The organism is Psychrobacter sp. K31L (assembly GCF_017942195.1).
Classification (GTDB): Bacteria; Pseudomonadota; Gammaproteobacteria; order Pseudomonadales; family Moraxellaceae; genus Psychrobacter; species Psychrobacter glaciei.
Genome location: NZ_JAGKSC010000005.1, coordinates 139,878 through 163,910, shown reverse-complemented (window position 1 = coordinate 163,910; position 24,033 = coordinate 139,878). Strand labels below are relative to the sequence as shown.

Here is a 24,033-nt window from a genome sequence, read left to right as displayed (position 1 = left end):
TTGCAATTCAAGATGTCGATATAATAACAAGTTTGCAAGATACTCGGTATAGCCAATCCTATATAAATCAGATACTGTGTCAGGCTCGCTCAGTCTACTATGTGTAGTACTTTCACTCACCTTCCTTGTATCTAAATTATCTTGAAGCGACTCTAGCATTTTGCAGAAACTAAAGCCCATTAAAAAAGGCAAATAACGTTAATCGCTATTTGCCTTTTTTAATGCCACTCACTTAATGCTACTCACTCATTGTATGAACTGACGTTTAGCCCTCATAGTCGCGGACTTGGTTGCGTAGTTGCTGTTTGTATTCAGAGGTGATTGGTTCGTTCTCTTCATCCAGCATAATGGCATCCAAATCGCTTGCCATCATATAAGCAATGCTCATCATACTATCGAAGCTGCGCAATGCTTGTGGGTGTGGCAACGATAAAAACACCACCACACCAGTATAGGTATTAGTCGCCACGCTATGCGGATCAAATGGCGCGATACCGCTATCGGTGATACCCATCATGCTAAACCACAGCATACCGGTGCCGTCTTTTTGCTCATAACGATGGAACATATTCATCGCGCCATAGCGCAGACCATATTTGTCAATCAGCGCCAATAAATCACGGCCACGGATAGTCGCCGTTGGACGGTCACGATATTGGTGCGGCAAGATGGTGATATTGATATTGTCTTTGGCATTGATCAATGGACCGTTTTGCGCGTCGTCGCCTGACTCTGATAGATGCTGATCAAGTATCGGGCTGTTGTCATCGAAGCTAGGCTCTTCTGCCGTGTCGATCGATGGCATCAGATTATCCGTTGCCGACATAAGGCTTGAAAACGCATCAGGCTCTTGCTCGATATGCATCTGATCAGCGGCTTCTACAAATTCAGCACTATCGGCACGGCGTTGCTCATCTTGCCAGCGCGCATAGTCAGCTTCATCAATGACGTCATGGTCGTCAGTTACGGTACTGCTATGCTCGGCTGTTAGCTGGGCGTCAACGTTGGTATGCGTTTGCGTCAAAGGCTCTTCTTCAACGACGGCATCTAAGTAGCTACGATCTGGACCGATGCTCGTCTCGCCAGCGACCGTATCATCAAGGTCTGGCTGGTCGACGATATTACGCTCGTGACGCGGTATGATGGGAATACCATTTTTGTCATAATTGACCGCAGCAGCTTCGGTAGCAGCGCGGCGCTTAAAGCTACGAATGACCATAAACAGCCCTGCGAGCACGATAAACGCGGCAATGGCAATCAATATAAACTGAATAACGGTCATGATAAATACATCCTAGTATATATAACAAAAGGGAATACACAAACGAGCATAAATGGCAATATTCTAGCATGGCTGACCTATGTCGTCACCACATTGTGTACTTTATAACCAGTATGCTGGACTGAGGTCAAGCTTATTTGCATTTATGCCAATTGATTGATTATATTTGCATCGCGCTGATTCTCATAGTACTTTTAGTATCAGATTTTTGAGTCTTAGCTCTCTACATAACGTGCAGCTTCATCTAGCGAAACGCTGACTAATGTAGAAATACCTGCGCTTGGCATAGTAATGCCTTTTAGCTCGTCAGCAATCTGCATCGTCAGTTTGTTATGACTGATAAAAATAAACTGTAAATCATCTGCCAGCTCATGAATCAAACTGGTAAAGCGTTCGACGTTGGCATCATCAAGTGGTGCATCGACTTCATCGAGCACACAGAACGGTGCGGGATGCTGCTTAAATATCGCAAAAATCAAGCTCAGCGCGGTGAGGGTTTTTTCACCACCCGACAGTACAGCTAGGCGACTATTACGCTTGCCTTTAGGCTGTGCCATCAAGGTAAGTCCTGCCCGCCACTGCTCTGACTTGTATTTGTCAGCGGGGATATTGGCTGGCATATCGTCTGTGTTCAACGTCAAACTGGCTTGACCACCACCAAAGACTTTGGCAAATAAATTAGCAAGCTCAGTATTAACGGCATCTAGCGTCTGCATAAACAGTGTCTTAGTCGTCTCATCAATAGACTCAATCGCTGCCGTCAACGTCTGCATACTAGCCGCAATATCTGCTGTCTGCTGCGCCAATGGCTCTAAGCGCTCGTTGACTTCAGCCAACTCTGCCACTGCGGCCAAGTTGACGGGGCCGATTTTGCTAAGCTGCTGCTCAAGCGTGGCACGTTCAGACTCCAGCTCTGCGATTTTATCTGGACGCACACGGCGATCATGCGCGATAAAATCTGCCAATAGATTTGAGACACTCATCATTTGTTGCTGATGCTGCGGGTGCTGTGTTGAATGCGACTCCGATTTATATTTATGGCTCACCTTATAGTACGCTTCTAAAGCGTCATGAGTATGAGTACTCGCATCATCCAAACGCGCCATGCTTAGTGCCAACTCGGTGGCATGATTCGCAAGTTTACCCTGCTGAACTTGTAACGTATTTTGCACGCTATCCAACGCTGTCTGCTGCTGAGCATAGTCTTGTTTGAGTGCAGCCAATGCAGTATCACGCTCGGTCAATAGCACCTGCTGCTTATCTCGTGCTGTCTGCGCAGTTTGTAATAATGCTTGCAAGTCTGGTAGCTTATTCTGCTGCTTCTGATGACTTGCTTTTAGCTGCTGCTCACTCTGTAGCGATTGGTCATATTGCACAGTCGCCCGCGCAAGGCTACTGACACTATGCTCTAAGCGCATCTCGCTCTGCTGGATACGCAGCTGCAATGCTTGCCATGCATCATCATCGGCTTGGCGTGTACGATTTAGCTCACTGCGCTCAGCCTGTAGTTGCTGACTGGTCCCACGGGCATCAGATATTTGCGGCGTTAACACTACTATCTGGCTTTGAATATCTTGCTGCTCATGAGTGAGCACTTGTCCCTCTTGTTCTAACTCGTGTTGCTCTTGCTCAAGGGCAGATTTGTCAGCCATAAGACGCTGGCTGTCTGCTTGTAAGCGCTCAGCATTGGCACGCTGAGTCGTTAGCTGCTGCTGATATTTATATTTCTCACGGGTGAGCTGATCTGCTTGTGCACGAGTTTCTTCTAGATTGATTGTTAACGCATCATAGTCCCGTTGATTCTTTGCAATGGTCTTTTGCGTTTCTTGGATTTTGGTTTCAAACTCATCTAGCAAATTTTCTAATGCTTGCAAACGGCTGCGCTGCTGCAAACGCTGTGTTAAAAACTGGCTACTGCTCTCACCTTGACCATCTTGCTCACCTATAAACTTACTCAGATTAATTGTACCCTGACGACTGATGAGCCAACCGTCTGCGGTCAACAAAATAGCTGACGATGGCAACGCTTTTAAGATATTGGCAAAGTCTTCAAGAGTCTGCTGATTGGTCGCTTCTGATTGCGTAATATACAAGTAGCACTGCTGCCAGAGCGCCAATGCAGGCTGCTTAATCAGCTGTGATAACGGCAAGACTTTATCAGCAAAGTGGTCTGGCTGATTACTGGAAAATGGCTTTGTAGTTGACTCATTCTTGGCAGGTAACCACAAGCTATGACCGCTCTCTATTGAAGGTTTTCCTTCTGTATTAGCCTGCTCATTTTGCGTTGTTTGATAAGTAATGATATCCGTTAGATCATGCTCAAGCATGTGCCATAAGCTGTTCGCTTTCTCAATATCACTGCTCACATCATCAACGTTTAATTGATTAGATTGGTTAGAGATTAGTACATGACTATCTAGCCATAACGCCAAGACGCTATCGAGTAGCACGGCGTGCTGTTGCCCTTTTTCACTCAGCTCAATCTGCTCACGTAAGGTGGTAATAGCCAACTCGTTATAGCGATTGACGACATTGCTTTCCGAGCTATCGTCTAGATTATCCGCTGTAGAGACAGAGGCTTGCTGTTGATTCTGCGGTGTAGGTTTTGGATGCAATATCTGATGCAGGGTATCGTATTCACTGGCCAATACCGCGTGACGCTTCTCATGCTCACTCAACCCACGCTGCTGCGTATTCAAGCGCTGCTGTAAATCATGCGCTTGCGGTTGTAGTTCCGACAGACGCTCATCGATGCTGTCTTGTTGGCGCTCAATTTGCTGCAACTGTTTGTTTAGTTCTGCAACTTGCGTCTCTAACGTCTGCTGTAGGTTTTTTGCATCCGTTGGCGCTTGTTCATCAGAGCCCTTATCAAAACCCTTATTATTGCTAGATATTGATAGCGATTGTTGTAGTTGCTGCCATAGATTTTGCCAGTTTTGCTGGCGGCGTTGCCATTTTTCATGGTTCTGCTGATGGCGTTTTTGCGCTTGGCTATTAATGGCTTGCTGCTGCTCAAGCATGCGCGCATTATCTTGTAGACGTGATAGCTGGTTTTGCGCGTCATGCCATGCGCGTTGTAACGGTTGCTCATTACGCTTATGCGTGTCACGTTTATTCGTCAACTCGGTGAGCTGTGGACGTAACGCCTCTAATATATTCTGCTGCTCGGCTTGCTCGGCTTTTAATCGATCAATCTCATCCACTGCTTGCGCGCGCTGCTGATCCAAGCTCGCGAGTTGTTGCTCAATCACGGTCAATTGTGACTTGGCATCGCTCAGCTCGTGCTCAGCTTGTTGATAGCCGAGCTGCTGCTGATAATGAGCGCTTTGAGCATCGTCCTTGAGCCATTGCTCTTGGTTAATGTGCGTGGCGAGCTTATCTTGCTGCGCTTTTAGCGTCTCATAGTTGGCTTGCAATGTGGCGACTTCAGCGGTGCTGCGCTCATGGGAAATTTTCTGTTGCTGCTGCGTATGCTTGGCTTGATACAACTGCTGAATGGCAAGCTGCTGTTTGATATCAGCAAGCGCTAATGCCAGCTCCTCGTAGCGCTCAGCACTGGCGGCTTGCTTCGACAAGCGCTTTTGTTGGCTGACTAACTCGCTTTGCATGTCATGCAGACGTGCTAGGTTCTCTTGTGTTTTCTCTAGCTTTTTTTGCGTTTCTTCGCGGCGCGCCTGATAGCGTGAGACACCTGCTGCCTCTTCGATAAACTCGCGCAGCTGCATAGGACTAGATTCGACAATACGCCCAATCATACCTTGTTCAATTACTGCATAACTACGCGCACCAAGTCCCGTACCCAAAAACACATCGACCACATCACGGCGACGACAACGTGTGCCATTGATAAAGTAATCTGAGCGCCCTTCTTTATTTACCTGACGACGAACAGACAGCTCTTGGTACAAATTAAATTCATGGCGAATGCCCGTATGCTCATCTTGCGTATGCTCAAACGTCAGCTCGACACTGGCGACACTTTTGGCAGCCTTATCTTGCGTACCAGCAAAAATGACATCACTCATCGCGCCACCACGCAACTGCTTGGCAGAGGTCTCACCCAGCACCCAGCGAATGGCATCAATCACGTTAGATTTGCCACAGCCGTTCGGCCCGACAATGGCGGTGATGCCATGACGGAAGGTAAAAGTCGTTGGATTGGCAAAGGATTTGAAGCCTGCCAGCTTTAGAGATTTTAGACGCATGAAGAATCAGTAAACTTAGCAAAAACAGGCGGCTATTCTACCTGAAATTGTGGTGGGTTTTTAGGGTTAAACAGCTAACTGCATAAACGATTTTGATTCAAGGCTCTGGTGAAACCCCTGCAGCAGTTTTTGCTCCACTTGGCAGGTATCATTTTCTGTTAAATAGCGATTATTAAACTCGATAAGAGCGGACCAAGAGATACTTGCCACTTCTAAATGCTCGACTATTTCTAACAGCTCTGTTCTTAGTAGATGCTGATATTTCCTCGGTCTTTTATGACACAGCGCCAGCTCTCGACCTACGAGCGTTTGCTTGTTTTGCTTTAACGCGTCACCACCGATAAATAATAGTAGAAATTTTGTACCCTGCTCAATAAAGCCTTTTTCTAATAAATGCTCATACATCAAACAGTACTTTAGGATTGGGTCGGAATTTTTCTGACCAGCGAGCTTTAACTCATTTGCTACAAGCACGTTCGCTTGATGGTTATAAGCTAAGTTATCCATATACATCGCTTTTAGCTCTGTACTGTTTTCAAATATGCCACTGTTACCATGTGTCGACCATGATCTATTTGGCTCAAAGCTAATAAACTGCTGATAAAATAAGTCGAGATAAACATCACTACACAAGCTCAAAAATATATCGAACTCTTTATTCAGGTAATCTTCAGAAAAGAATTTTACTCGGCGAACGGCTTCTCTTGCATTACAGATGCCTGACGTTTGCGTTGAATAGGTCTCTAGCTGCTCAGATTCACTCATTTTTGTATTGAGCTTTTTGATGATTGATTGCTCAATCTCTTCTATATTTTTGCCCGTAAGCTCAGGATGGGTTGCCCATTCAATGATTTGGCGTACATATTGCTTTTTAGTAATGCCTAAAATACGCTGCGGCTCCCACGCCAAAAACTCTACCATATTAGACAGACCAGTCGTCCATGATAGCTGCTCTTTTAGATGATTCATTGAGCCGAAAACACGGCGGTATTTTTCTGCAGCTTTCATACTAATAATGTCTCACGGTTTACATACTAATTTTATAAAGGTTTGTCATTGCTATAGTCATTCCACTATAAAGTATTACAGCGTTAACCTCGCTTGAAATATCACATATACGTCTACACTCGGTTGCCTTGTACTACTTTGTACTACTTTTAAATTGAATCGACTATACAACATGCCAAGTTTATCTAAGGATTTAAAGCCTTGTTAGCTTTAGAGGTTTTGGGCGTATAAAGGATCAATAAATGCAGCAAAAATAGGCGGCTATTCTACCTGAAATTGTGGTGGGTTTGTGGCTATCATAGACGATACCGAAACTCTCTAAGATCATAATCTTCCGAAAGTAATCAATGGAGAATAGCAAAGGAAATAAGACTATTTCTAAGAAGTGACTATTTGCGTATATTCATCAGCATGTCGTTTAACAACTTTTAATAGGTTTTCAGCTTCTCTATCAAATGCTTCTTTAATAACCTCACACTGTCCGAAACTACCAGAAAATAATTCGATATATAATTTAACGAGTTGTTTAGAAAATTTTTCGTAGTCCTCTTCTAACAAAGGGAAATGAAGCATGACTAAAGTATCAACTTCAGCCATTAACATCATGAATGTCTCCATCGTAAAATTTAGGTTTTCATTTCTTGAACGATAATATACGCCTTCATAAGCCATATAAGCTAGGCGATACAGCTTAATAATTAATTGCTCATACTTTTCACGTGTGAAGACTTTCACTTCCTTATTATGCTCTAACTTTAATTTATCAATATCATGCTTATGTATTTGTTTATTCGTTATATAAGGAAGTAATCCACCAATAAGAACACCTAAGAGACTAGCTATTACTGTAAACATTTTTAACTCCTTATATGATAATAAAAATTAAAAACGATTGGTTTCTTACAACACCCCAATCCCACTCAACAATAACTGCCCACCAGCAAACACTAACAACACGCCAAACGCACGTTTAAGCATCAGCGCAGGCAATACATGAGCGAGCTTGGCACCGACTTTTGCCATTGCAAAGCTAGCCACTGAGATGCATAAAAATCCCGTGATATGCACAAATCCTATGGTACCCTCAGGCAGATTGACCACGTCTTGACCGAACCATGCAAAACCTGCCGCGCCAGCCAATGCGATTGGTAGACCGCACGCTGCTGAGGTGCCGACCGATTGTTTCATCGGTAATCCTGCCCAGTTTAAAAACGGCACCGTCAAACTACCACCGCCAATTCCAAAGATAGACGACGCCATACCAATGCCTGTACCAGCACCGAACTGGATACCAGCAGATGGCAACGGCTTGCCCAACTGCTCTTTATTAGAGAAAAACAGCATTTTTATCGCTACTAAGAGCGCGCCGACACCGATAATGGCTTGTAGTACCTTGCCGTCAATCATATCTGCAATACCAGCACCGACCAAGCTACCAATGACCAATCCAAGCGCCATTTTGCGCCATACTTCCCAGCGCACGCCGCCGCGCTTGTTATGTGCAGTCAGTGAGCTGATCGAGGTCACTACAATGGTTGCAAGTGAGGTACCGATGGCCAAATGGGTGATTACTTCTGGCGAAAAGTCATAAGCGGTAAAAATCCACACCAATGCTGGCACGATAATCATGCCGCCGCCCACGCCAAACAAGCCCGCGCTGACACCTGCGAACGCCCCTGCAATCACAAACCACACATATAACATCATAGAACGAACCTTTTATAATACTGACTGACGCTATAATACTCACTGGCGCTTAGGCCTGCTCAATTGTATTTGCCAAATCTCAACGTGACCTTTATGCTGTCATTGACAATCGCCCAGTATATCAAAATTTCCTTTAACCACATCGACTAAACTTATGCTGCCACTCACGAATTCCTCTGCCTACTTATCTGAGCTCAATCACCGTCACGTTGTCAGCAGCGCCTCGACCAATAGCGAGCTGATAGAGCAAATCCAAAACGGCACATTGGATGCCACGGTAGTGCAGCTGTTGACCGCTGAAACCCAGAGCGCCGGACGTGGACAGCACGGCCGTTCATGGCAGTCGCCACGCGGCAATATCTATCTGTCGTTATATCATCCTGTGCACATGCCAATCAGTGGTGTATTGTCACTCATCATCGGCGTTGAGCTGGCAAACATGCCTATCATTCAAACATTGAATGAGCAGTTGCAAGCGCAAGAGTTGACGCCAATTGGCGTTAAATGGGCAAATGATCTAGGATTCTATCAGCAGCACACTCAGACCGGAGATGAAGATCAATCTGTCGCGGTTGACTCGGTATCAGATGCCCCAGTATCGGAATCAGATAGCGTAGCGTCGATGAATAGTGCCGTATCAACTCAGCGTACGCTACCCTTTAGTAAACTGGCTGGCATTCTGATAGAGCCTGTCACTCAGTCTGGCAGGGTGGTCGGTGTGGTATTAGGTATCGGCCTCAATGTACAAGCTGCGCCAAAACTAACTGCGCAAACCTCTGAAGGCATGAGTTATCAGGCCATTAGCTTACAAGATATTGCTGAGACGCTACAGCCAAAAGCGCAGGCTGCCAGTCTACCGAGCTTACGTGTGCTTTATCAGCAAATGAGTAAAGCATTAATGGCTGCTATGACGCGCTTCGAGCACCTAAGTATAGAAAAGCCAACGGGACATAGTTATTATCTGGACAGCTTTTTAAAACAGTTTGACTCGATGGATGCACTGAGCGAGCTGCGATTACGTGTGACCCAAGAGCATAACGGTCAAACCAATATACTCACGGGTTACGCTTGTGGTATCGATACACATGGATGTTTGCAATTGCGCCAAGATAACGGTAAGATTTCTGCACTTTTCACCGGACGCATTGACGTTATTCAAACGACTTAATCGTTTAATCAACGAGCACTAAAGTGCAGTAGCTATCAGGATAGGATGTTGATAATTGCTCCACTGTACATAAAGGGAATTTTATGCTCTGGCTTGATCTTGGAAATACCCGCCTGAAATACTGGCTCACCGATGATATCGGTCAGATAGTCACACATGATGCCAAACAACATTTGCAGGCACCAGCCGAATTGCTGATGGGTTTGACGGATCGCTTTGAGCGTTTTGCCCCTGACTTTATTGGTATCTCGTCCGTACTAGGTGACGAGCTGAATGCCAAGGTATCAGAGACCTTAAGCCGTCTTAATATTCCGTTTGAATTCGTCCATGTCGATGCCGCTCACACACTCATGAAGAGTCAATATAATGATGAGCAGCTCGGCTGTGATCGTTGGCTACAAATGCTGGGCGCGGTCGATAAGAAAAAGCGTCAATGTGTGATTGGTTGCGGTACAGCTGTGACCATTGATTTGATCGATCATGCTGAGCATTTGGGCGGTTATATTTTCCCCAGTATCTATCTGCAACGTGAGTCGTTGTTTTCTGGTACTAAGCAAATCACCATCTCTAACGGGACTTTCGATAGTGTCGGCCAAGGTGTGACCACACAAGATGCGGTACATCGCGGCATACTATTATCAATCGTCGGTGCGATTAATGAGATTAGCCACCGTCATCCCAACTTTGAAGTCATCATGACGGGTGGTGATGCAGCCATTATCTCACAGCACGTCAACCGTCCTGTACGTCTGCGTGATGATTTATTATTAAATGGTCTGGCACGATATTTTGATCATAGTAAACAGATATAGTGTTTTGAAAGTATCTAGAAAATAGACACAAAAAAGCAATACGTTTTAAGCGTACTGCTTTTTTTGCTTTAAATACGACGGTTATGGTGCTGTAAATACAATCGGTACATTAACGTTTCCCATTACTGCTTGCCCTTTTATCAAAAAAGGCTTAAGTCGAGCTTTGTACAATTCCCTAATAGTCATTTTATCTATACTTTCCACACCGCTACTCTCAATCACTTTTATATTTTTAATACTGCCTTGCTTATCAACGCGTAATGACAAAACTATTTTTAAATCCGTTCTATCACAAGGCTTGATAGCAGCCCCATTTTCATCATAGGAACAATGAATTAAATATCTACCTATGGGGTTATGACGAATTGCACGATCGAATGTCGGCGGTTTCAGCCAGCTTGCCTCTCGACTAGCAAACTGAATAACAGGTTCAGGATTCGATAAATCAACCAGCTCTGCTTGTGCAGGCGTGACACTGGCTGTCATCGTAAAAAATGTAAACAAAGTGGTTAACAGACTGTAAGTACTGATATATTTTATGTTGGTTAGAAAATGAGAAACTGTTTTGTTGGAAGCTATGTGATTAAAGGCTAGCTTGGTATGTGATTTATGGGTCATTGTAGAATTCTTTTATTTCAGTCATTAAAAAGTGCCACGCTATGAGACATAACGTAGCACATTTTTAGATTTTAAAATAAAATTATTCGATAAAAGTTAACTTTTAAACAATTATTACGCTTTATTTGGTCTCGTTAAACAGCTCACGACCAACTAACATACGGCGAATCTCACTGGTACCTGCACCAATTTCATACAGCTTGGCATCGCGCCAGTAGCGCCCAAGTGGATACTCATTGGTGTAGCCATTGCCGCCAAATATTTGAATGCCTTCGCCTGCCATCCAAGTGGCTTTTTCGGCACACCATAGAATCACACTGGCGCAGTCTTTACGCACTTCGCGACTATGGCCAGCACCGCGCGCGTCCAACATATCGAGATTTTTGCCGACGGTGTACAAGAAGCTACGACCTGCTTGCAGTATCGTATACATGTCTGCAACTTTACCTTGGATAAGCTGAAACTCACCAATGGCTTGACCAAACTGCTTACGATCATGGATATAAGGCACGACATTGTCCATCACGGCTTGCATGATGCCGATAGGACCTGCAGCCAATACGGCGCGCTCATAATCTAGGCCACTCATCAATACCTTTACGCCCTCATTGAGCCCGCCTAAGATATTTTCGCTCGGCACGGTCACATTGTTAAAGGTCATCTCACCCGTATGGCTACCACGCATGCCGAGCTTATCGAGCTTTTGCGCCGTACCAAAACCTTCCATACCTTTTTCAACGATAAAGGCTGTCATGCCTTTGCCGCCTAGCTCTGGATTGGTCTTGGCATAGACCACCATCACGTCAGCATCAGGGCCATTGGTAATCCACATTTTGCTACCGTTTAACACATAGCTGCCGTCTTTTTCTTCGGCTCTAAGCTTCATACTGACGACGTCTGAGCCAGCGCCTGTCTCACTCATTGCCAATGCACCGATGAACTCACCGCTGACCAGCTTCGGCAAATACTTTTGTTTTTGTGCCTCAGAGCCGTTACGTTTGATTTGGTTGATACATAAGTTTGAGTGCGCACCATAGCTCAGCGCGACCGATGCAGAAGCACGGCTAATCTCTTCCATCGCAACCATATGTGCGACGTAGCCCATGTTAGAGCCGCCGTATTCTTCAGGAACGGTAATGCCATGCAGACCGATATCACCCATCTTTTGCCACAAATCCATGGGGAACTCATCGCTACTGTCAATCTCGGCAGCGCGTGGGGCGATTTCATTGGCCGCAAACTGCTGTACCATATTACGTAGGGCATCAATATCTTCGCCAAGCTGAAAATTCAATCCAGGTAAACTCATAACTATTCCTTGTATATAAATATTTTTAAACTTCGAATTTTAATCTGTTTTTTAAAACCACTGTAACTGTATTTATAATGTCATTTTTGAAGTCATAGTCAATGCAATGTGAAAGTATGACAAGGCAACCGAGTGTCGATGTATATTGAATACTTCAAGCGAGGTTAACGCTGTCACACTTTTATAGTAGATTGACTATGCTGTTTAAGACTGACGTTTATTGATAATGGCACGTGCCACATTTGAGCCATTTGGACGCTGTAAAAACTCACTGATACGCTCGCCTGCCACGACCAATTTATCCAGATCGATACCTGTGCGGATACCCATGCCATGTAGCATATACACCACATCTTCGGTTGCGACATTACCCGTTGCGCCTTTGGCATAAGGACAGCCGCCCAGCCCAGCCACTGAGGTATCAAACTCACTGACACCCATTTGTAGTGCGGCTAGCGTATTGCTCAATGCTTGACCATAAGTATCATGAAAGTGCCCTGACAACATAGAGATATCAGCATACTCAAGTGCAGCTTGTAACGCACGCTGTACTTTGAGCGGCGTACCAACACCAATCGTATCGGCAATGCCAATCTGCTCTGAACCAATCTCAACCAATCGTTTGGTGACGTAAGCCACTTGGCTTGGATCAATGTCACCTTCATAAGGACAGCCAACCGTACAAGAAATCACGCCGCGTACTTTGATGCCTTGCGCTTTTGCTGCAGCGGCCACTGGCGCAAAACGCTCAATACTCTCATCGATACTACAATTGATGTTTTTTTGGCTAAAGGTTTCACTTGCGGAGCCGAAAATAACGATTTCATCAGGACGGTGCAAAATAGCATTTTCAAAGCCGCGCATATTGGGCACTAGGACTGAATAGCAAATATCCGCATGCCGTGTCGGCGCTAGCGCGTCAAGCAGCGCGCTATTATCACCCATTTGCGGCACCCACTTTGGCGAGACAAAACTTGTTGCTTCTAGCTTTTTGACACCTGCCGCAATCAAATCATTGATAAGCGCTTGCTTAACCTCAGTCGGTACCGTCGTTGACTCGTTTTGCAAGCCATCACGTGGGCTGACATCAACGATGGTGACGTGTTTTGGGTATGCATTTTTCATACTTATCATCCTTTTTAATGCTCGCCTTTCTATAGTCGATTCAATTTAAAAATAATACCGTATTGCTGGTATAGATTTTGCGAAGCCTCTGGAGCGCGAAGCGCATAGCAAGCGAGGAAAATGTATACCAGTAGAAAGCTATTTTGAACGTACTTCTTTTATATTGCACTGACTATATTATTCTTCCGTCAGCTATTCGCTTTCACTATCGATGCGTAATAGCTCGTCACCATCAGCAACCAAGTCACCCGCGCCAAATAACAATTCTGCCACCACACCATCCGTCGGCGCAGTAATGGTATGCTCAATTTTCATGGCTTCGATGACTGCTAACGGCTCGCCTTTTTTCACAGTATCGCCAACCGCTACTTTAAAGGCAACAACCTGCCCTGGCATCGGTGATTTCAAGCTACCGACCGCTGCGGACTCTTCGCCCACGTGCGCCATAATATCAACAAGCGTAATCTCGTCACGACCACTGTCTGTGAACACATAAACGGTCTCATTAAGCACCCAGCTTTGCGCGTTAGTACGGGCACCATCTAACCATAACGTATGATTGTGCTCGTCGCTGCTGGCATAGCTCACTTGACCTTCATAAACCGTTTCTGTCTGAGCAGCTACGTTAATATTGCTATTATCCTGCGTATTAGCGACTTCTTTTTCGATAACGAGCGTAAAGCTACTGAGGTTATCACTGCCCTTTTTACTATCAGAACAATTCGCATTATGCCAATTGCTCAGGCGGGCCGTATAAGCACTCTCATCATAAACCAAGCTGAATGAGCGAGTGTAATCGTTATAAGCACGGAAGCCAGTAGGTTTGCTAAATGGATCGATATCTGACTCTTGCGTCGCCATCTCGCTCGCAAGCTGACGAGTAATGGCGGTCACAACCAGCGTCGATAATGCTAAAGGCTGCTGATTAAAAATCGCATCACGCTCGTGCTCAATCAGAGCAGTATCGAGATTGGCTTTGCTAAAAGATGCCGTATTTAAAATATAGCGTAAAAATGCCGCGTTATTCGGCAAACCGACGATACGCGTTTGTGCCAGTGCCCGATCGAGCTTGGCTAACGCTTGCTCTCGCGTCGGCGCATGAACGATGAGCTTGGCAATCATAGAGTCATAGAACGGGCTAATCACATCGCCTTCGCGCACGCCATCATCGAGACGTACGCCAGTACCGTCTTTATCAATCATAAAGGTGCTGTGTTCAGGTTTTTGATACGTAAATAACGTACCCGTCGCTGGCAAGAAGCTATTGTCAGGGTTTTCGGCACAGATGCGTGCCTCAATTGCATGACCGTTGATTGTCAGATCGTCTTGGTTTTTTGGCAATGGCTGACCTGCCGCGACCAACAGCTGCCACTCGACCAAATCGACACCAGTAATGGCTTCACTGACTGGATGCTCAACCTGCAACCGCGTATTCATCTCCATAAAATAAAAATTCATAGAATCTTCGCGCTGCTCAACGATGAACTCAACTGTGCCTGCGCCAACATAATCGACCGCACGAGCCGCTTCGATGGCAGCGGTTCCCATTGCCTCACGCATCGCAATATCAACACCCGGTGCAGGCGCTTCTTCTAATACTTTTTGATGGCGGCGCTGTACGGAACAATCACGCTCAAATAAATGCACATAGTTGCCATGCGTATCGCCAAATACTTGGATTTCGATATGGCGCGGTTTTAAGGCGTATTTTTCAACCAACACTTTATCATCACCAAAGCTGGTAATGGCTTCACGGCGACATGAGTCTAATAAATCTACAAAGTCACGGCTTTGCTCCACGATACGCATACCTTTACCGCCGCCACCTGCACTGGCTTTGATTAATACTGGATAGCCAATAGAGTCTGCCTGCTGCTGCAAAAATTCTGCATCTTGATTGTCACCATGATATCCCGGTATCAGTGGTACGCCCGCTATCTCCATCAATCGCTTGGATTCAGATTTGCCGCCCATGGCGCGGATAGCATCAGCCGATGGACCGATAAATACCAGTCCAGCATCCTGACAAGCTTGCGCAAAGTCAGCATTTTCACTCAAAAACCCATAACCCGGATGAATCGCTTGTGCGCCAGTCTCCAGCGCTATCGCGATAATCGCATCGCCTTTTAGATAGCTGTCTTTCGGTGCCGAACCGCCCAAATAGACCGCCTCATCACAGACGGCCACATGCTTAGCTTCACGATCCGCATCAGAATAAACAGCGACGGTGCTGACACCCAGACGCTTGGCAGTAGCTGCAACACGGCAGGCAATTTCACCACGGTTGGCGATTAGAATTTTAGAAAACATAACTATCCCTGTGTCTTGTCGTTGTTATTTGACGTCTTGTCTATTTACCCATTTATATCGTTAGTCTGCTGTCAGCCAGTCAGGTTTACGTTTTTGCAAAAACGCTTGTACACCCTCTTTGCCTTGCTTTGATGAGCGGATATCAGCGATACCTTTGACCGTATCAGCAATCAGCTCATCTGTAATAGGTGCACCAGCGACATCGTGTAATAGCTGCTTGCAGGTTTTGACCGCATCAGGGCTGTTTTTGACGATTTTGCTACAAAATATAGCGACCTCATCAGACAGCCACTCTTCGCTAACACGCTCATGGATAAAGCCAAGCTGACGCGCCTTTTTGGCATCAAATACTTCAGCACTTAAGAAATAACGCTGCGACGCTCTAGCACCTAGCGCTCGAATAACATAAGGACTGATAGTGGCAGGCGCCAAACCTAAACGCACTTCACTGAGGCAGAAATTAGCAATTTTGACCGCAATGGCTACGTCGCAAGCAGCGACCAGACCCATGCCACCTGCGTATACATCGCCTTGAATAGCCGCGACTGTTGGCTTAGGACATTCATAAATAGTCTTAAGCATTTGCGCCAATTTATCAGCATCCGCTAAATTTTCTTCATAGCTATAATCCGCCATGGCACGCATCCAATTAAGGTCAGCACCGGCACAAAAGGCCTTGCCAGTAGCTGCTAGCACAATGACACGTACGTCATCATCAGCGCCAAGCGTATTGAATGCATCGGTTAGCTCAGCAATCATTTCATCATTAAAGGCATTACGTATCTCAGGACGATTTAACGTCACTGTCGCCACGTGCTGCTCCACTTTAACCAGTAGGCTTTTATAATTTTTATCACTGTCTTTTTGCATAACTTTCTCTATATTTTTTATGTAAATATTTAAACAAACGCTTGGTCAATCCATAATAATGTTAATACAAGGAAACCGAATGTAGATGTACAAATCGTACTTCAAATGAGGTTGACGCAGTAGTCGCTTATTATGGGAAGGCCTTAAAATTATTACATTCTAAAAACACCAAACGTCGTCTCTTCAATCGGTGCGTTATACGCAGCGCTCAATCCCAATGCCAATACATGTCGCGTATCAGCAGGGTCAATTACGCCATCATCCCACATGCGTGCGGTAGCATAATATGGATGACCTTGCTCTTCATACATTTCACGAATCGGCGCTTTAAATGCTGCTTCGTCTTCGTCGCTCCACGCTTCACCTTTGCGATCAAAGTTATCACGTTTGACCGTTGCCAGTACTGATGCAGCTTGCTCGCCGCCCATGACAGAGATACGGGCATTTGGCCACATCCATAAGAAACGCGGGCTATAAGCGCGGCCACACATACCGTAGTTACCAGCACCGAATGAACCACCGACGATGACCGTGAATTTTGGTACTTTTGCATTGGCGACCGCCATCACCATCTTGGCACCATGGCGCGCAATGCCTTCGTTTTCGTATTTACGACCGACCATAAAGCCAGTGATATTCTGAAGAAATACCAATGGGATTTTGCGTTTACAGCATAGCTCAATAAAGTGTGTTCCTTTTTGCGCTGACTCACTGAACAAGATACCGTTATTAGCGATGATACCAACAGGCATCCCTTCGATATGAGCAAAACCACAAACCAACGTCGTACCAAAGCGCGCTTTAAACTCATCAAACGCACTATCATCAACGACACGTGCAATTATTTCTTTGATATCAAATGGCTTGCGTTTGTCCGTTGGAATCACACCGTACAATTCTTTAGCATCATAACGCGGCGGACGCGGTGTGATTTGATTAGGAATATTTTTCGCAGGGCGATTTAGATGACTAACGATATTACGGGCAATCGATAACGCATGGGTATCGCTCTGTGCTAAGTGATCGACGACCCCTGACAGACGGGTATGCACATCGCCGCCGCCCAAGTCTTCAGCAGTGACCTCTTCGCCAGTCGCTGCTTTGACCAGTGGCGGACCACCCAAAAAGATAGTGCCTTGCTCTTTGACGATAATAGATTCATCGCTCATGGCAGGCACATACGCACCGCCAGCGGTACAGCTGCCCATGACTACAGCAATCTGTGGAATACCCGCGGCACTCAGGTTAGCTTGGTTAAAAAAGATACGACCGAAATGCTCTTTATCAGGGAATACATCATCTTGATTCGGTAAGTTTGCGCCACCTGAATCGACTAGATAAACGCACGGCAGATGATTTTCTTGCGCGATTTCTTGAGCACGTAGATGTTTTTTGACCGTCATTGGGTAATAAGTGCCGCCCTTTACTGTGGCGTCATTACAGACAATCATACACTCAATGCCATTGATACGGCCGATACCCGCAATCACGCCAGCCGCTGGAATCTCTTCGCCATACATATCATGCGCTGCCATCGGTGCCACTTCTAAAAATGGTGTACCCACATCAAGCAAACGCTCGACGCGCTCACGTGGTAGCAACTTACCACGCGCTATATGTTTGGCTCGTGCGCGCTCTGAGCCGCCTTGAGCGACTTTACGCAAGTGTACATACAAGTCATCGACTATCTCTTGCATCGCGGCACTGTTTTGCTGAAAGTCGCTTGAGTTTGGACTCAGTTTACTGGTTATGATAGCGCTCATGATATCCCTTTTTCTTTAATACGTAGATGCAAGTAGCTTTTTATGCAAATGATTCTAGCTACTGGTTATTTTAGTCTGGATTCGTATTCTTATTCGTATAGTCAGCTCGATTTATAATCGATACAGCGAGATTTGGATGAATTTTTTGTAGTCTCTGTCGGCGTAGGCACAGCAAGCTAGAAAAATTAATACAAGTCTCGCGTTATACCATAACGTATTTATTCCACTTGGTATCGACCATAACTTTTAATAAATTAGACATAATAGTCAGATTAACTATAATCCCAGCTCTTCTTTCATCTGCTCAATAATTTTATATTTCTGAATTTTTCCAGTGATGGTCATTGGATATTCAGTCACAAAGCGATAGTAAGCTGGCACTTTATAATGAGCAATATGCTCACTACAGAATTGGCGTACTTCTTCTTCAGTCAAACAGCCAGCTTCCTTGGGAATAATCCATGCAGCCAATACTTCGCCATACTTTTTATCAGGAATTCCGACAATTTGCACATCACGAATCTTTGGATGACGATAAAGGTAGTTTTCGATTTCTACCGGATAGATATTTTCGCCACCGCGGATGACCATGTCTTTACTACGGCCAACGATTTTGACATAGCCATCTTCATCCATGGTTGCCAAATCACCCGTATGCATCCAGCCATCTTGGATGGCTTCGCGCGTTTTAAAGCGACTGCCCCAGTAGCCTTTCATCACTGAATAACCACGTGTGAGTAGCTCGCCTGTCTCGCCCAGCGCCACGATTTCACCCGTTGCTGTATCGATTACTTTGACTTCAAGTGCAGGCTGTACCAACCCCACCGTCGATACTTGCTTATCAAGTGGCGTGTGCTCATTGGTCTGGCAAGACACTGGACTGGTCTCTGTCATACCGTAAGCGATGGTGACTTCGCTCATGTGCATCTTATCAATGACGCGGCGCATGACTTCAATCGGACAGCTAGAGCCTGCCATAATGCCTGTACGTAAGGTCGATAAATCAAAGTTTTCAAACTCAGGATGGTCAAGCTCTGCGATGAACATTGTTGGCACGCCATGCAGACCCGTACATTTCTCTTCTTCGACTGCTTGCAAGACGGTTAATGGCTCAAAGCCATCGTTTGGATAAACGATACAACCGCCATGCGTGAGAATCGCTAAGTTACCAAGCACCATACCGAAGCAATGATACAAGGGCACTGGAATACACAGCTTATCTTCTTCGGTGAGATTCATGGCCTCACCGATAAAGTAACCGTTGTTAAGAATATTGCGATGGCTTAAGGTTGCACCTTTTGGTGTGCCTGTCGTACCACTGGTGAACTGTACATTGATGGCATCCGTATTTTTAAGTTGGGCTTGGCGCTCCGCTACACGTGGATCATCGGCATCACCCTCTGCCATCCATGCAGAGAATTTCTGCATAAAGCCAAACTCTTCATCAGATGCTGGCTCATCAATCCAAATGATACGCTCGATCGTCGGAATCTCAACCAAATCAAGCTGCGTATAATCTTTATGATAAATCTCGGGGCACAGCTCGCGGATTAAACTGGCGTAATCACTGCTTTTAAAGTGACGCATAAGCACGAGCGCCGAGCAGCCTAATTTATTCAGCGCATATTGCAGTTCAAAAGTACGATAGGCGGGATTGATATTGACGAGAATGACGCCGACTTTTGCCGTCGCTAATTGCATGAGCAACCATTCAGCATTGTTGTGTGACCAAATACCGATGCGATCGCCAATCTCAAGTCCCATCTCAATCATGCTACTGGCCAGCTGATTAACATGCTGCTGTAGCTCACGATATGTCCAGCGGATGTTTTGATGGCGCACGACCAGTGCTTCGCGCTCTGGATACTTGGATACGATAGCATCAAAAAAATCACCGATAGTCGCTTCAATCAGCGGCACATCAGGACCTTTGTCATAGCTTTGAGTTAGCGGTGCATTCGCTGAGCGTGCGCCCATGTTGATACTAGGAATATTATTTAAAATAGCATCGAAATCAACGTGAGTCGCATTCAAATCGGAATGTTGAGTCATAACGAGTCCTTTCGTTTTACTTTTTATAGTATTTATAGATAGTGCTTATTGATAGCCTGTGGGCAAGCTTTCTTCCTTGATCAGGTCTTACATAGCATTCAGCTACTATAACGCCATCAATGAAAGCGTGTCAACAATATCAATACAGTATGTATCATTTAATTAGTCATTAAATACTTGCACTTGGTAAAAGGTAGCATAGAATCATGGCAAATATTTGACATAAAAAAACCAACCATACAATTGGTAGTATGGTTGGCCTCTTTAGCAATCAATGGTATCAATGCTTGATAGTTGCACTGCATAAGCCTTTCACACTGGATAACGGCTACTGCCCAAAATGATGCCAAATTACTCTAGACCCAACTCCTCTATCATTTGCTCAACGATTTTGTATTTCTGAATTTTTCCAGTCACGGTCATCGGATATTCATTGACGAAGCGAAAGTAGGTCGGCACTTTATAATGAGCAATATGATCCTGACAGAACTGCTTTACCTCTTCTTCACTTAAGCTATTCGGCTCTTTTGCAATAATCCACGCTGCAAGTACTTCACCGTACTTTTTATCAGGAATGCCAACGATTTGTACATCGCGAATCTTAGGATGACGATAGAGATAGTTCTCGATTTCTACGGGATAGATGTTTTCACCGCCACGAATAACCATATCTTTACTGCGCCCAACCACAGTGATATAGCCATCTTCGTCCATCACTGCTAAATCACCAGTATGCATCCAGCCATTAGAGATCGCGTCGCGTGTTTTAAATCGGCTGCCCCAATAGCCTTTCATGACGGCATAGCCATAGGTCAGTAGCTCGCCCGTCTCGCCAATCGGGACGACATTGCCTGTTTCAGTATCGACGATTTTGACCTCAAGCGCTGGCAACACCATCCCGACGGTAGAGACTCTTTTTTCAAGTGGGGTTTGTGAGCTGGTCTGACAAGACGCTGGACTGGTTTCGGTCATACCATACGCAATAGTGACTTCGCTCATGTGCATCTTATCCATGACACGGCGCATGACTTCTATCGGACAGCTAGAGCCACCCATGACGCCTGTGCGCAAGCTGGTCAAATCAAAACTATCAAAATCTGGATGATCAAGCTCCGCGATAAACATCGTCGGCACACCAAGCAAGGCGGTACATTTCTCCTCTTCGACCGTTTGCAATACGGTCAGCGGATCAAAACCATCATTAGGATAAACGGCGCAACCACCATGGGTTAAAATGGCTAAATTACCACCCACCATGCCAAAGCAATGATAAAGCGGCAATGGAATGCATAGCCTATCATCGCAGGTCAGCTTCATTCCTTCGCCAAGAAAATAGCCATTATTGAGGATATTGCGATGGCTTAAGGTGGCACCTTTTGGCGTACCTGTCGTCCCACTGGTAAACTGCACACTGATAGCATCGGTGTTCTTAAGCTGGGCTTGACGCTCCGCTACACGTGGATCATTGGCATTACCCTCTGCCATCCAAGCAGAGAACTTTTGCATAAAATTAAAGTCCTCATCACTCTCTGGCTCATCAATCCAAATGATGCGTTCAATCGTTGGAATCTCAACCAAATCAAGCTGTTGATAATTCTTATGATAAATTTCAGGACATAGCTCGCGAATCATTTGCGTATAGTCACTGCTTTTAAAATGACGCATCAACACCAATGCCGAGCAGCCCAATTTATTTAGCGCATATTGCAGCTCAAAGGTGCGATAAGCGGGATTGATATTGACAAGGATAACACCGACTTTTGCCGTGGCTAATTGCATCAGTAGCCATTCAGCATTGTTATGCGACCAAATAGCGATACGATCACCGATCTCAAGCCCCATCTCAATCATGGCACTCGCTAACTGATTGACCTTCTGCTGTAGCTCGCGATACGTCCAGCGGATATTTTGATGGCGAGAAACCAAGGCTTCACGCTCAGGATATTTGGAGACAATGGCATCGAAAAAATCACCGATGGTCGCCTCAATCAGTGGCACATCAATGCCTTTATCATGGCTTTGGGTAAGTGGCGCATTTGCAGAGCGTGCGCTTATCTCAACCTTGGGAACATTATTGAGAATACTGTCATTATTAGTACGGTCAAAGTCAGAAACTTGAATCATAACGAATCCTTTCGTTTTGCTGTTTAATATGTTTTATCAGAGCGGTAATAGACTACGAAGGCAAATGCCATATTCTTCCTTAAATACTCTTTGTCACCATAGACTATAATTGAATCACGCCCTAGCCAATATGTAGTCGAAATACCCCAAAAACGCTACGATACTGCTGATATCAATTTTTTGTCGCCTCTGTCTGCACAGGCACAGCAAGCAAGCAAGCAAGCAAGAAAAATTAATATCAGCAGTGTGTGATGTATCGATATTACTTTTTAATGACTATAGCGCCTTAAATGAAAGCCTGTCAATCATATAGATACAGTACGTATCGATTATGATTGAGATAAAAAATAATAAATATAAAAAAACCAGTGCTGCATAGGGATGGCAACACTGGCTATAGTTTGTAATGCTTTTACAGTTATGCTTTATCCTTTAGGCTTTAGGTATTACAGGCGCTTTGATCGTTACCGTTGCGCTGACTGCATCGTTATCATCAAGCAAATCCATAATCAGCTCATCGTCGCTTTCTGTTTTAATTTGCCAATTACCCGCTGCTTGCGGTACACCCGTCACCATCACAGAGATGGCTTTATTTTTTAAGCGAATCATTGGTGGCTTATGCTCATAACCGCTGTGTTCATGACCTAAGATATCATCAGCGATGGTAGCAGCCTGTGCGCGTAATGGAGCCACGTAACGACAAGGCACGCCATCGATAGACATGCAGTCACCAATCGCATAAATATTGGCTGTACTGGTACGCAATGTTGGCGCATCCACCACGATACCAGTGCGACGATTGAACTCGACGCCAGCAGCAGCAGGCAGCTTATCATCGACCGTCAGACCTGTACTGGCAATCACATGATCTACGATGAGCGGTTCAATTGGCTCAACAGTCGTACTGTCTGTCGCTGATGCTAGCGCCTCATAACTGACTTGTAGCTTTCCATCACTGATACGAGTAATAGCAGATACTTGATAACCCCCTAAAAAGTTAATCCCTTGCGACTTGACCGCTTGAGCGATACGAGCCGTCGCTTTTGGCGGTAGCATTTGTGATAGTGGTGCATCGTTTAAATCAATGAGTGTCACCTGATGACCAGCTTTGAGTAAGTCTTCGGCAATTTCTGTCCCAACCATACCCGCACCGACGATGGCAACGTGCTGGCTACCTGTTGCGAGCTTTTCTTGCAACTGTCCAAAGCGCTCAATATGATTGACGTGCCATACCAAATCCTCTGGCAAACTTTTTGGGAAAATAGGATGCGCACCCATCGCCAGTACTAACTTGCCATAACTGATCGTGGCATAATCCGTGTTGGCTGGATCTGAACGCTGTGCAGAGACTAACTGTAATTCTTGAGTTGTCGTATCAACATCCGTTACTTGCGTGTTAGCAAGTAGCTTAACATTTGCAGCCTCTGCCGCATCAACACCAGTGGCTCTGACCAAATCTGCCGCACTTTTCTTTTGGCTAATCGCCATGGTCAGCATTGGCTTGTGATAACGGTCGCCACTATCAGCTGTCACCAAAGTAATCGGAATGTCTTTGTCTTTCGCACGAATCGCATCGATGACATGCCAGCCTGCCAAACCTGCACCAATAATAACGATACCATTGTTTGATACTTCTGAGTTTTCAGCGCTCATATTAGCTCCAATATAAATAAGAGATTA

Annotated in this window: 16 protein-coding genes; 2 read left to right on the top strand and 14 right to left on the bottom strand. The window is 45.3% G+C overall.

Features of this window, described 5'->3' with window-relative positions; all coding sequences use genetic code 11:
- Nucleotides 1-265: 265 nt before the first annotated feature.
- The 5 genes from J5X94_RS09835 to J5X94_RS09815 form a co-directional block, all read right to left on the bottom strand.
- Entirely contained in the window at nt 266-1,282 is a 1,017-nt protein-coding gene (locus J5X94_RS09835; protein WP_010201808.1) for a cell division protein ZipA C-terminal FtsZ-binding domain-containing protein, read from the bottom strand.
- A gap of 215 nt (nt 1,283-1,497) precedes the next feature.
- Nucleotides 1,498-5,487 (bottom strand): AAA family ATPase, encoded by a 3,990-nt coding sequence (locus J5X94_RS09830; protein WP_210541133.1) that lies wholly within the window; start codon nt 5,485-5,487, stop codon nt 1,498-1,500.
- Between the two features lie 66 nt (nt 5,488-5,553).
- Nucleotides 5,554-6,495, bottom strand: coding sequence for a hypothetical protein (locus tag J5X94_RS09825; protein WP_210541132.1), 942 nt, complete (start codon nt 6,493-6,495; stop codon nt 5,554-5,556).
- Nucleotides 6,496-6,873: 378 nt separating this feature from the next.
- A complete protein-coding gene (locus J5X94_RS09820; protein ID WP_210541131.1) occupies nt 6,874-7,350 on the bottom strand; it encodes a hypothetical protein in 477 nt (158 codons plus the stop codon).
- Nucleotides 7,351-7,395: 45 nt separating this feature from the next.
- Nucleotides 7,396-8,199: a sulfite exporter TauE/SafE family protein gene (locus J5X94_RS09815; RefSeq protein ID WP_210541191.1), complete on the bottom strand. Its 804-nt coding sequence runs from the start codon at nt 8,197-8,199 to the stop codon at nt 7,396-7,398.
- Nucleotides 8,200-8,356: 157 nt separating this feature from the next.
- Between J5X94_RS09815 and J5X94_RS09810 the strand changes: the two genes are divergently transcribed.
- Together J5X94_RS09810 and J5X94_RS09805 are read left to right on the top strand one after the other, a co-directional pair.
- Nucleotides 8,357-9,370 (top strand): biotin--[acetyl-CoA-carboxylase] ligase, encoded by a 1,014-nt coding sequence (locus tag J5X94_RS09810; RefSeq protein ID WP_210541130.1) that lies wholly within the window; start codon nt 8,357-8,359, stop codon nt 9,368-9,370.
- An 83-nt stretch (nt 9,371-9,453) separates the two neighbouring features.
- The gene (locus J5X94_RS09805) at nt 9,454-10,182 is read left to right on the top strand and encodes a pantothenate kinase (protein WP_210541129.1); all 729 of its coding nucleotides are present in this window, start codon (nt 9,454-9,456) and stop codon (nt 10,180-10,182) included.
- 81 nt (nt 10,183-10,263) lie between these two features.
- Here the strand turns inward: J5X94_RS09805 and J5X94_RS09800 are convergent, their stop codons facing one another.
- The 9 genes from J5X94_RS09800 to J5X94_RS09760 all read right to left on the bottom strand — a co-directional run bounded on the left by J5X94_RS09800 (nt 10,264) and on the right by J5X94_RS09760 (nt 24,006).
- Nucleotides 10,264-10,800 carry an energy transducer TonB gene (locus J5X94_RS09800; RefSeq protein WP_210541128.1) on the bottom strand — a complete coding sequence of 179 codons (537 nt, stop codon included), beginning with the start codon at nt 10,798-10,800 and terminating at the stop codon, nt 10,264-10,266.
- A 121-nt stretch (nt 10,801-10,921) separates the two neighbouring features.
- Nucleotides 10,922-12,109 (bottom strand): isovaleryl-CoA dehydrogenase, encoded by a 1,188-nt coding sequence (locus J5X94_RS09795; protein WP_210541127.1) that lies wholly within the window; start codon nt 12,107-12,109, stop codon nt 10,922-10,924.
- 204 nt (nt 12,110-12,313) lie between these two features.
- A complete protein-coding gene (locus tag J5X94_RS09790) occupies nt 12,314-13,234 on the bottom strand; it encodes a hydroxymethylglutaryl-CoA lyase (protein WP_210541126.1) in 921 nt (306 codons plus the stop codon).
- 192 nt (nt 13,235-13,426) lie between these two features.
- The gene (locus J5X94_RS09785) at nt 13,427-15,544 is read right to left on the bottom strand and encodes an acetyl/propionyl/methylcrotonyl-CoA carboxylase subunit alpha (protein WP_210541125.1); all 2,118 of its coding nucleotides are present in this window, start codon (nt 15,542-15,544) and stop codon (nt 13,427-13,429) included.
- A gap of 60 nt (nt 15,545-15,604) precedes the next feature.
- Nucleotides 15,605-16,414, bottom strand: a complete 810-nt coding sequence (locus tag J5X94_RS09780; RefSeq protein WP_210541124.1) for an enoyl-CoA hydratase/isomerase family protein — start codon at nt 16,412-16,414, stop codon at nt 15,605-15,607.
- A 152-nt stretch (nt 16,415-16,566) separates the two neighbouring features.
- Nucleotides 16,567-18,177, bottom strand: coding sequence for a carboxyl transferase domain-containing protein (locus J5X94_RS09775; RefSeq protein WP_210541123.1), 1,611 nt, complete (start codon nt 18,175-18,177; stop codon nt 16,567-16,569).
- 276 nt (nt 18,178-18,453) lie between these two features.
- Nucleotides 18,454-20,229 carry an AMP-binding protein gene (locus J5X94_RS09770; protein ID WP_210541122.1) on the bottom strand — a complete coding sequence of 592 codons (1,776 nt, stop codon included), beginning with the start codon at nt 20,227-20,229 and terminating at the stop codon, nt 18,454-18,456.
- Nucleotides 20,230-20,580: 351 nt separating this feature from the next.
- Nucleotides 20,581-22,353, bottom strand: coding sequence for an AMP-binding protein (locus J5X94_RS09765; protein ID WP_210541121.1), 1,773 nt, complete (start codon nt 22,351-22,353; stop codon nt 20,581-20,583).
- Nucleotides 22,354-22,785: 432 nt separating this feature from the next.
- Nucleotides 22,786-24,006, bottom strand: coding sequence for an FAD-dependent oxidoreductase (locus J5X94_RS09760; RefSeq protein WP_201592742.1), 1,221 nt, complete (start codon nt 24,004-24,006; stop codon nt 22,786-22,788).
- Between the last annotated feature and the right edge of the window lie 27 nt (nt 24,007-24,033).

Bases quoted from the DNA above. Each gene is read 5' to 3' on its own strand.
- J5X94_RS09835 (WP_010201808.1), bottom strand. From the start codon at position 1,282: ATGACCGTTATTCAGTTTATATTGATTGCCATTGCCGCGTTTATCGTG.
- J5X94_RS09830 (WP_210541133.1), bottom strand. From the start codon at position 5,487: ATGCGTCTAAAATCTCTAAAGCTGGCAGGCTTCAAATCCTTTGCCAAT.
- J5X94_RS09825 (WP_210541132.1), bottom strand. From the start codon at position 6,495: ATGAAAGCTGCAGAAAAATACCGCCGTGTTTTCGGCTCAATGAATCAT.
- J5X94_RS09820 (WP_210541131.1), bottom strand. From the start codon at position 7,350: ATGTTTACAGTAATAGCTAGTCTCTTAGGTGTTCTTATTGGTGGATTA.
- J5X94_RS09815 (WP_210541191.1), bottom strand. From the start codon at position 8,199: ATGTTATATGTGTGGTTTGTGATTGCAGGGGCGTTCGCAGGTGTCAGC.
- J5X94_RS09810 (WP_210541130.1), top strand. From the start codon at position 8,357: ATGCTGCCACTCACGAATTCCTCTGCCTACTTATCTGAGCTCAATCAC.
- J5X94_RS09805 (WP_210541129.1), top strand. From the start codon at position 9,454: ATGCTCTGGCTTGATCTTGGAAATACCCGCCTGAAATACTGGCTCACC.
- J5X94_RS09800 (WP_210541128.1), bottom strand. From the start codon at position 10,800: ATGACCCATAAATCACATACCAAGCTAGCCTTTAATCACATAGCTTCC.
- J5X94_RS09795 (WP_210541127.1), bottom strand. From the start codon at position 12,109: ATGAGTTTACCTGGATTGAATTTTCAGCTTGGCGAAGATATTGATGCC.
- J5X94_RS09790 (WP_210541126.1), bottom strand. From the start codon at position 13,234: ATGAAAAATGCATACCCAAAACACGTCACCATCGTTGATGTCAGCCCA.
- J5X94_RS09785 (WP_210541125.1), bottom strand. From the start codon at position 15,544: ATGTTTTCTAAAATTCTAATCGCCAACCGTGGTGAAATTGCCTGCCGT.
- J5X94_RS09780 (WP_210541124.1), bottom strand. From the start codon at position 16,414: ATGCAAAAAGACAGTGATAAAAATTATAAAAGCCTACTGGTTAAAGTG.
- J5X94_RS09775 (WP_210541123.1), bottom strand. From the start codon at position 18,177: ATGAGCGCTATCATAACCAGTAAACTGAGTCCAAACTCAAGCGACTTT.
- J5X94_RS09770 (WP_210541122.1), bottom strand. From the start codon at position 20,229: ATGACTCAACATTCCGATTTGAATGCGACTCACGTTGATTTCGATGCT.
- J5X94_RS09765 (WP_210541121.1), bottom strand. From the start codon at position 22,353: ATGATTCAAGTTTCTGACTTTGACCGTACTAATAATGACAGTATTCTC.
- J5X94_RS09760 (WP_201592742.1), bottom strand. From the start codon at position 24,006: ATGAGCGCTGAAAACTCAGAAGTATCAAACAATGGTATCGTTATTATT.